General features: G+C 47.6%; 8 protein-coding genes, 4 tRNA genes and 1 pseudogene. 6 read left to right on the top strand and 7 right to left on the bottom strand.

Annotation, left to right across the window (positions count from 1 at the left end; all coding sequences use genetic code 11):
- The 6 genes from Q7P67_RS13330 to Q7P67_RS13305 all read right to left on the bottom strand — a co-directional run.
- A partial coding sequence (locus tag Q7P67_RS13330; protein ID WP_303852648.1) for a GTP-binding protein occupies window positions 1–150 on the bottom strand: 150 nt, incomplete at its 3' end.
- A gap of 29 nt (window positions 151–179) precedes the next feature.
- Window positions 180–253 (bottom strand) — tRNA-Thr (locus Q7P67_RS13325).
- A 65-nt stretch (window positions 254–318) separates the two neighbouring features.
- Window positions 319–392: transfer RNA gene (locus Q7P67_RS13320), tRNA-Gly, on the bottom strand.
- A gap of 17 nt (window positions 393–409) precedes the next feature.
- Window positions 410–492 (bottom strand) — tRNA-Tyr (locus tag Q7P67_RS13315).
- A 43-nt stretch (window positions 493–535) separates the two neighbouring features.
- A tRNA-Thr gene (locus Q7P67_RS13310) sits at window positions 536–608 on the bottom strand.
- Between the two features lie 127 nt (window positions 609–735).
- Window positions 736–1,086 carry a metalloregulator ArsR/SmtB family transcription factor gene (locus Q7P67_RS13305; protein WP_303852727.1) on the bottom strand — a complete coding sequence of 117 codons (351 nt, stop codon included), beginning with the start codon at window positions 1,084–1,086 and terminating at the stop codon, window positions 736–738.
- Window positions 1,087–1,352: 266 nt separating this feature from the next.
- Here Q7P67_RS13305 and Q7P67_RS13300 point away from each other — a divergent pair, with 266 nt between their 5' ends.
- The 6 genes from Q7P67_RS13300 (at window position 1,353) to Q7P67_RS13275 (ending at window position 5,706) form a co-directional block, all read left to right on the top strand.
- The gene (locus Q7P67_RS13300; protein WP_303852726.1) at window positions 1,353–1,667 is read left to right on the top strand and encodes a YbaB/EbfC family nucleoid-associated protein; all 315 of its coding nucleotides are present in this window, start codon (window positions 1,353–1,355) and stop codon (window positions 1,665–1,667) included.
- Between the two features lie 14 nt (window positions 1,668–1,681).
- A complete protein-coding gene (gene recR / locus Q7P67_RS13295; RefSeq protein ID WP_303852725.1) occupies window positions 1,682–2,281 on the top strand; it encodes a recombination mediator RecR in 600 nt (199 codons plus the stop codon).
- 17 nt (window positions 2,282–2,298) lie between these two features.
- Window positions 2,299–3,819 (top strand): Rne/Rng family ribonuclease, encoded by a 1,521-nt coding sequence (locus Q7P67_RS13290; RefSeq protein WP_303852724.1) that lies wholly within the window; start codon window positions 2,299–2,301, stop codon window positions 3,817–3,819.
- Window positions 3,820–3,821: 2 nt separating this feature from the next.
- Entirely contained in the window at window positions 3,822–4,421 is a 600-nt protein-coding gene (locus tag Q7P67_RS13285; protein WP_303852723.1) for an RlmE family RNA methyltransferase, read from the top strand.
- Complete coding sequence (gene larB, locus Q7P67_RS13280) at window positions 4,411–5,172, top strand: nickel pincer cofactor biosynthesis protein LarB (RefSeq protein ID WP_303852722.1); 762 nt, start codon at window positions 4,411–4,413, stop codon at window positions 5,170–5,172. Before Q7P67_RS13285 ends, larB begins: the two co-directional genes overlap by 11 nt.
- A 147-nt stretch (window positions 5,173–5,319) precedes the next feature.
- Window positions 5,320–5,706: a DUF134 domain-containing protein gene (locus Q7P67_RS13275; RefSeq protein ID WP_303852721.1), complete on the top strand. Its 387-nt coding sequence runs from the start codon at window positions 5,320–5,322 to the stop codon at window positions 5,704–5,706.
- 114 nt (window positions 5,707–5,820) lie between these two features.
- Here the strand turns inward: Q7P67_RS13275 and Q7P67_RS13270 are convergent.
- Window positions 5,821–6,017: pseudogene (locus Q7P67_RS13270) on the bottom strand (hypothetical protein); the annotation flags it as partial.

The raw sequence follows: 6,017 nt of genomic DNA, 5'->3' as shown, positions 1-6,017 counted from the left end.
GATGTTACCGTAGTCTACGAACTGTGCGTATCCTTTTTTAGAAAGGATGTTCGTGATTGCTGCTGTCAGTGATGTCTTACCGTGGTCAACGTGTCCGATGGTTCCGACGTTAACGTGCGGTTTCGTTCTCTCGAATTTAGATTTAGCCATTGTAATCTGTCCTCCTGAAAAGAAGATAAAGCCCACGACCGGACTCGAACCGGTGATCTCGTCCTTACCAAGGACGTGCTCTAGCCACCTGAGCCACGTGGGCATATAAAAAAAAACAGACGTAACGGTATCGTCCGTCTTTTATACAGCTTTTTCTGAGAAAAAAAAAGCGGGCAACGGGATTCGAACCCGCGACCCTCAGCTTGGAAGGCTGATGCTCTAGCCAACTGAGCTACACCCGCATTTTTTCGTCAAAAAGTGGGGAGAGAAGGATTCGAACCTTCGAAGTCGTTCGACAACAGATTTACAGTCTGCCCCCTTTGGCCGCTTGGGTATCTCCCCTCACATGGCAGCAGAAGCTGCACACAGAGTCCGTGAAACAAAAAGCTGGTGAAAGGAATTGAACCCTCAACCTACTGATTACAAGTCAGTTGCTCTACCGATTGAGCTACACCAGCTTACCGTGAAACGGAGGTGAATATTATCTTTTAACGATATGGATGTCAAGAGTTTTGTTGAAAAAAATTAAAGTTTTTTAAATTGATCTGAATGTCTTTAACCACAGAGCTTTAAAAGCAATATACACTATCCGGCGGAATGTTCCATTGATTTTTTTATTAAAATTCTGACACCTTCGCTCTGAAGCGCATAGAAAACCTGTTTCCCTGATTTTTTCCATGTAACCAGCTTTGAGTTGCGCAGGATGCGTAGCTGGTGTGAAACCGCAGACTGGGAAACCCCGGCAAGCTCTGCTATGTCAGCCACGCACAGCTCGGAAAGAGTCAGAGCATACAGTATCTTCACCCGCGTATGGTCGCTCAGTATTTTGAAGACGTCAGACATATTCAGCGTGACGGATTCGGGAGGCATCCTGTCTTTCATGCCCGTGAGCATATCCTCCACCGGTTCTGCTAATTGAAATATATCATCAGTCATTAAATTAACCCCGGATGAGACTGCCCCGTCGGCAAGCCTCCCCGCAGAGACAAGTGCATGTTTTCGCGGGGAACAACGTGACGAAGCGATCAAATCTCAAAATATGTGAGCGATCATTCACATGTGCATAATAGTATCAGGCGGGTTATACTGTCAATATTTACATTCCATATTGACATAAGCAAATAATACATCATAATGATAAGTTCTTAAATCTTAATGCACCGGATTACTAAGTCTATAACTATAATTTATGGAGAATATATATGAACATTCAGCAAATGATGAAACAAGCGCAGAAGATGCAGAAAAAGATGGAAGAGGCTCAGGCGGAGGCGGCACTGGAAGTTGTCGAGGCAACGGCAGGCGGCGGCATGATAACCGTTAAAGTTAACGGAAAGCAGGAAATAGTCGGCATCACCATCGAAAAAGACGTTGTTGACCCCGAAGACGTTGAAATGCTGCAGGATCTTATTCTCGCTGCCGTTAACGAAGGTCTGAAAAAATCTCAGGAAGTTGTTCAGCAAAAAATGTCCGCTGTAACGGGCAATCTCGGAATTAATTTCCCCGGAATGTTCTAAACATCCGGTAAGCCATGAAAAACAGAATCTTTGAACGCTGTGTCGGCGAGCTTTCGAGGCTGCCCGGCATCGGCAGAAAGACTGCGGTGCGTCTTGCCCTTCATCTTCTGAAATCCGATGCGAACCTTGTTAAAAACCTTGCCGAAAGCATGATTGAACTCAAGGAGAAGACCGTTTTCTGCAAAATCTGCGGAAATCTCTCCGAAGAACAGATATGCCACATCTGTCAGGACAGCTACCGCAAAAACGGTCAGCTTTGTGTCGTTGAAGAGGCGAAGGACATCTTTGTCCTTGAAAACACAGGCTTTTTCCGCGGACGCTATCATGTTCTGGGCGGGCGCATATCGCCTCTGGACGGCATCGGTCCGCAGGATCTCACAATCGACAGGCTCATAGAGCGAATCGCCGAAGAGGACATCTCTGAGGTTATAATAGCCACCAACCCTGACATTGAAGGGGAAACGACGGCTATCTACCTTTCAAAGATTCTTAAAAACAAAAACGTCCGCGTAACAAAAATCGCAAGCGGCGTGCCCATAGGCACAAATCTTGAATACACGGATGAGCTGACGCTGTTCAAAGCTATGGAACAGCGCACCGAAATCCATGAATAGCAACGGAAATAACATAAATGTCCAAAGAAATAATAGTAAATTCAACGCTCAACGAGGCGCGGGTGGCGGTTCTGGAAAACGGAAACCCTGCCGAGATACTCATTGAGCGAGCCCACAGTAAAAATGTTGCCGGCAACATATATAAAGGCAGGGTCATAAAAGTTCTGCCCGGCATTCAGTCTGCATTCGTAGATATAGGACTTTCAAAGGCGGCTTTTCTGCCTGCCGCCGACGTATACGTTGAAAACGGGGAGCGTGTCAGCTTCCTTGAAGCAATGGACGGCACACAGGATGAGGCTGATGTTGACACCCCTGTACCCGAACCGAAAGAAGTTCCTCCCATAGAACAGCTTCTGAAGGAGGGACAGGAAATTGTGGTTCAGGTGGCGAAAGAGTCTATCGGACAAAAAGGTGCGCGCCTGACAACCCATCTTACCGTTCCGGGGCGTTACATAGTCCTTATGCCCGGATATGAACACGTCGGAGTATCGCGTAAAATCGAAGAGGAGGAGGAACGGGAACGCCTGCGCCTCATCCTTAAAGAGATTAAAAAGGACGGCATGGGGCTAATCGCCCGCACAGTGTCCGCAGGGCACGACCGCGAGGAGATAGTTGCCGACCTTGACTACCTTGAACGCCTCTGGGCAAAGATTATGGACAACATGGCGGCATCCAAGGCTCCATGTATGATATATGAGGATCACGGACTTATATTCCGCATCCTCCGCGACACGGCGACGGCGGATGTCAGCCGCATAATCATCGACAACAAGGCGGACTATCTCAAGATAAAATCATTCCTGCGGGAATACATGCCCGACATGAACATCGAGGTAAGCCTTTATACCAACGACATACCCATTTTCGACTATTACAACATCGAAATCGAAATCGGGCGCATCCTTGACAAAAAGGTATGGCTGAAATCAGGCGGCTACATCGTAATAGACCAGGCGGAAGCACTCACCGTCATAGACGTTAACACAGGCAAGTTCGTCGGCAAGCGCAATTTTGAAGACACCATCCTCAAAACCAACCTTGAAGCCTCAAAAGAGATAGCGTGGCAACTTCGTCTGCGCAATATAGGCGGCATCATCATCGTCGATTTCATAGACATGGCAAAAGAGGAAAACCGTCAGAAGGTGCTGAAAACCATGGATCTGGAGCTGAAAAACGACCGTGCAAAGGCGAGCGTCGTAAACATCAGCCCGCTGGGTCTGGTGGAGATAACCAGAAAGCGCGTTCAGGAGAGTCTGACACGCTCACTCAGCGAACCCTGCCCCTATTGCGAAGGACGCGGCATCGTAAAGAGCAAGCTCACAGTCTGCTACGATATTCTGCGGGAAGTGCGCAGGATAGCCCCTTTCTTCCGTGGCAAAAAAGTCTATATTGAAGCCCATCCCGACGTTGTCGACCTTATACTCGACGATGAAAAGGAATCTCTGGACGAGATAGAGCTTATGATGGACATAGATGTGGAGGTTATGCCAAACGAGACCTTCCACATACACGATTATGAAGTAACACCAATGGATTAGGAATGTATAACAGACAGGACGCATTTTACAAAAAGGCGAAGCGCGAAGGCTACAGAAGCCGTGCCGCCTATAAACTTATCGAACTGAACAAGAAATACGAAATATACCGCAACGGTCACAACGTTCTGGACGTGGGCTGCGCGCCCGGAGGCTGGAGTCAGGTTGCTCTGCAGATGTCCAAGACCCGCGTTGTGGGTGTTGACCTCCTTGAAACCGGCGACATGGAAATGGAGCGTTTCACCTTCATCCTCGGCGACATCACCACGCAGGAAACGGTTGACGAAGTTCTTGCCGCCTGCTCCGGTTACGACGCTGTGATATCAGACGCAGCTCCCAACACATCCGGTTCCAAGCTGCTTGACCATGTGAACTCCATCGAGCTTGTCCGCAAGATATTTTATTTTGCCTGCTCTGTTCTGAAGCCCGGCGGAAACTTTATCTGCAAGGTTTTCGAGGGCGAAGACAGGGACGCACTAGTGAAAGAGATGAAGGTTCATTTCGATTTCTGCAAACACATACGCCCCGAAGCAACACGGAAGGGATCGTTTGAAATGTATATAATACTCAAAGGGTTCAAAGGTCTGCCGAAAAATGAACAATGATCTTTTGTCTGTACTGAAACTCGTTTCCGAGGGAACTCTTAATGCAGAACAGGCGCTTGAGACCATTCAGGGTTTCACAAACGGCAGCGATGCAAAAATAGACACAGACAGAAAAAACCGCGTGGGTTTTGAAGAGGTTGTTTACGGAAGGGGAAAAACTCCGGCACAGATTGCCGCCATATCAAAGGTTTACGCTGAAAAGCAGGTGAACTTTATCTGCACGGGACTGTCTGAGGAAAAGATAAACGGGCTTAGAGACCTCTGCACGGACTGCACTTTTGTTCCTGAGGCGGGCATCGTAAAGCGCATCGTCAACCCCATCGACACAAAAGAGGGTACGGTGGCTGTAATTACCGCGGGAACAAGCGACCTTTACGTGGCAAAAGAGGCAAAAGAAATTCTTGAGTTTTGCGGAGTAGGTGCAAAACTCTATGCCGACATCGGCGTTGCGGGCATACACAGATTTTTGAGCCACAAAGACGACATTTCGCGAGCGGATGTTATAATCGTTATAGCCGGCATGGAGGGCGCTCTGCCGTCCATCACAGGCGGAATGTTTCCCCAGCCTGTGATAGCAGTACCCACCTCCGCAGGATACGGAACTGCACTAAATGGTTTCACAGCCCTATTTGCGATGTTGACAAGTTGCGCCGCAGGGCTTACAGTAGTAAACATAGACAACGGATTCGGAGCGGCTATGGCCGCTGTGCGTATCATAAATATTTTGAACCTGCGTAAAAGCGGGCATTAGAGCCAAACCCAACCTTATTCGCATATTCGGATTTTAATACCTAGTGTACTTTTCACCATTTAACTATGGCAATTTTCAGGACATGTGCTAACTTATGTCCATAATACACTAATTCTGCGACATTTTATTTACAAACGGAGGAGAAAAATGCCCAGACCATCCAAGCCTAGAGTTATAGGCGCAAAACCAGAGATCGCCAGTTTCAAACCCAGAGGTATCGCCGCAAAAAAACTTAAAGCGGTAAACCTTACGCTGGACGAGTTCGAAGCCATCCGCCTTGCGGACTATCAGGGACTTTCACACGAGGATGCTGCGGTTCTTATGAACATTTCACGCCCCACGTTCTCAAGACTTGTTGAGAAAGCGAGAATCAAAGTCGCTTCTTTCATCATCGAAGGTTCCGAGCTGAACATTTCCGGAGGAAACGTACAGTTTCAGGAGAGAGGATGTAGCGTCTTCAAACAGGCTCTGCCTGAGAGCAGAATCGAAAGAAGGAAACATTCCGCTGCCGTTCTTGAAGAAAGCTATTGCTGATAAGGCAAAAATAAGGCGACCTGCGGGTCGCCTCAGATTGCTGACAAACGCCGTATTTCATAAGAAGTACGGCGTTTTTTTGTTTCTTTATCTTTTTTATTCTCTTTTTCTGATTTATATTGCGGCAAATAGACGATTCTTCTCTGTATTTACGCCTGTTCCAAGCATTCCTTCGAAATATAAGAGCAAATACGACAGCACAAGGGCTATCTTCTTCATATTCTGAACCGCTGCGGAAAGAAGACACTGCTCAAATACCTTCCTGATTCCACGCATACGGGCGTACCTGTGACCATGAAGCTCCTTCGCAT

The organism is Seleniivibrio woodruffii (genome assembly GCF_029267515.1).
GTDB classification, from domain to species: domain Bacteria; phylum Chrysiogenota; class Deferribacteres; order Deferribacterales; family Geovibrionaceae; genus Seleniivibrio; species Seleniivibrio woodruffii_A.
Note: the sequence above shows the minus strand (reverse complement) of the source record. Positions and strands in the feature narration are given on the sequence as shown.

Bases quoted from the DNA above. Each gene is read 5' to 3' on its own strand.
- Q7P67_RS13275 (WP_303852721.1), top strand. From the start codon at position 5,320: ATGCCCAGACCATCCAAGCCTAGAGTTATAGGCGCAAAACCAGAGATC.
- Q7P67_RS13290 (WP_303852724.1), top strand. From the start codon at position 2,299: ATGTCCAAAGAAATAATAGTAAATTCAACGCTCAACGAGGCGCGGGTG.
- recR (WP_303852725.1), top strand. From the start codon at position 1,682: ATGAAAAACAGAATCTTTGAACGCTGTGTCGGCGAGCTTTCGAGGCTG.
- larB (WP_303852722.1), top strand. From the start codon at position 4,411: ATGAACAATGATCTTTTGTCTGTACTGAAACTCGTTTCCGAGGGAACT.
- Q7P67_RS13300 (WP_303852726.1), top strand. From the start codon at position 1,353: ATGAACATTCAGCAAATGATGAAACAAGCGCAGAAGATGCAGAAAAAG.
- Q7P67_RS13285 (WP_303852723.1), top strand. From the start codon at position 3,822: ATGTATAACAGACAGGACGCATTTTACAAAAAGGCGAAGCGCGAAGGC.
- Q7P67_RS13305 (WP_303852727.1), bottom strand. From the start codon at position 1,086: ATGACTGATGATATATTTCAATTAGCAGAACCGGTGGAGGATATGCTC.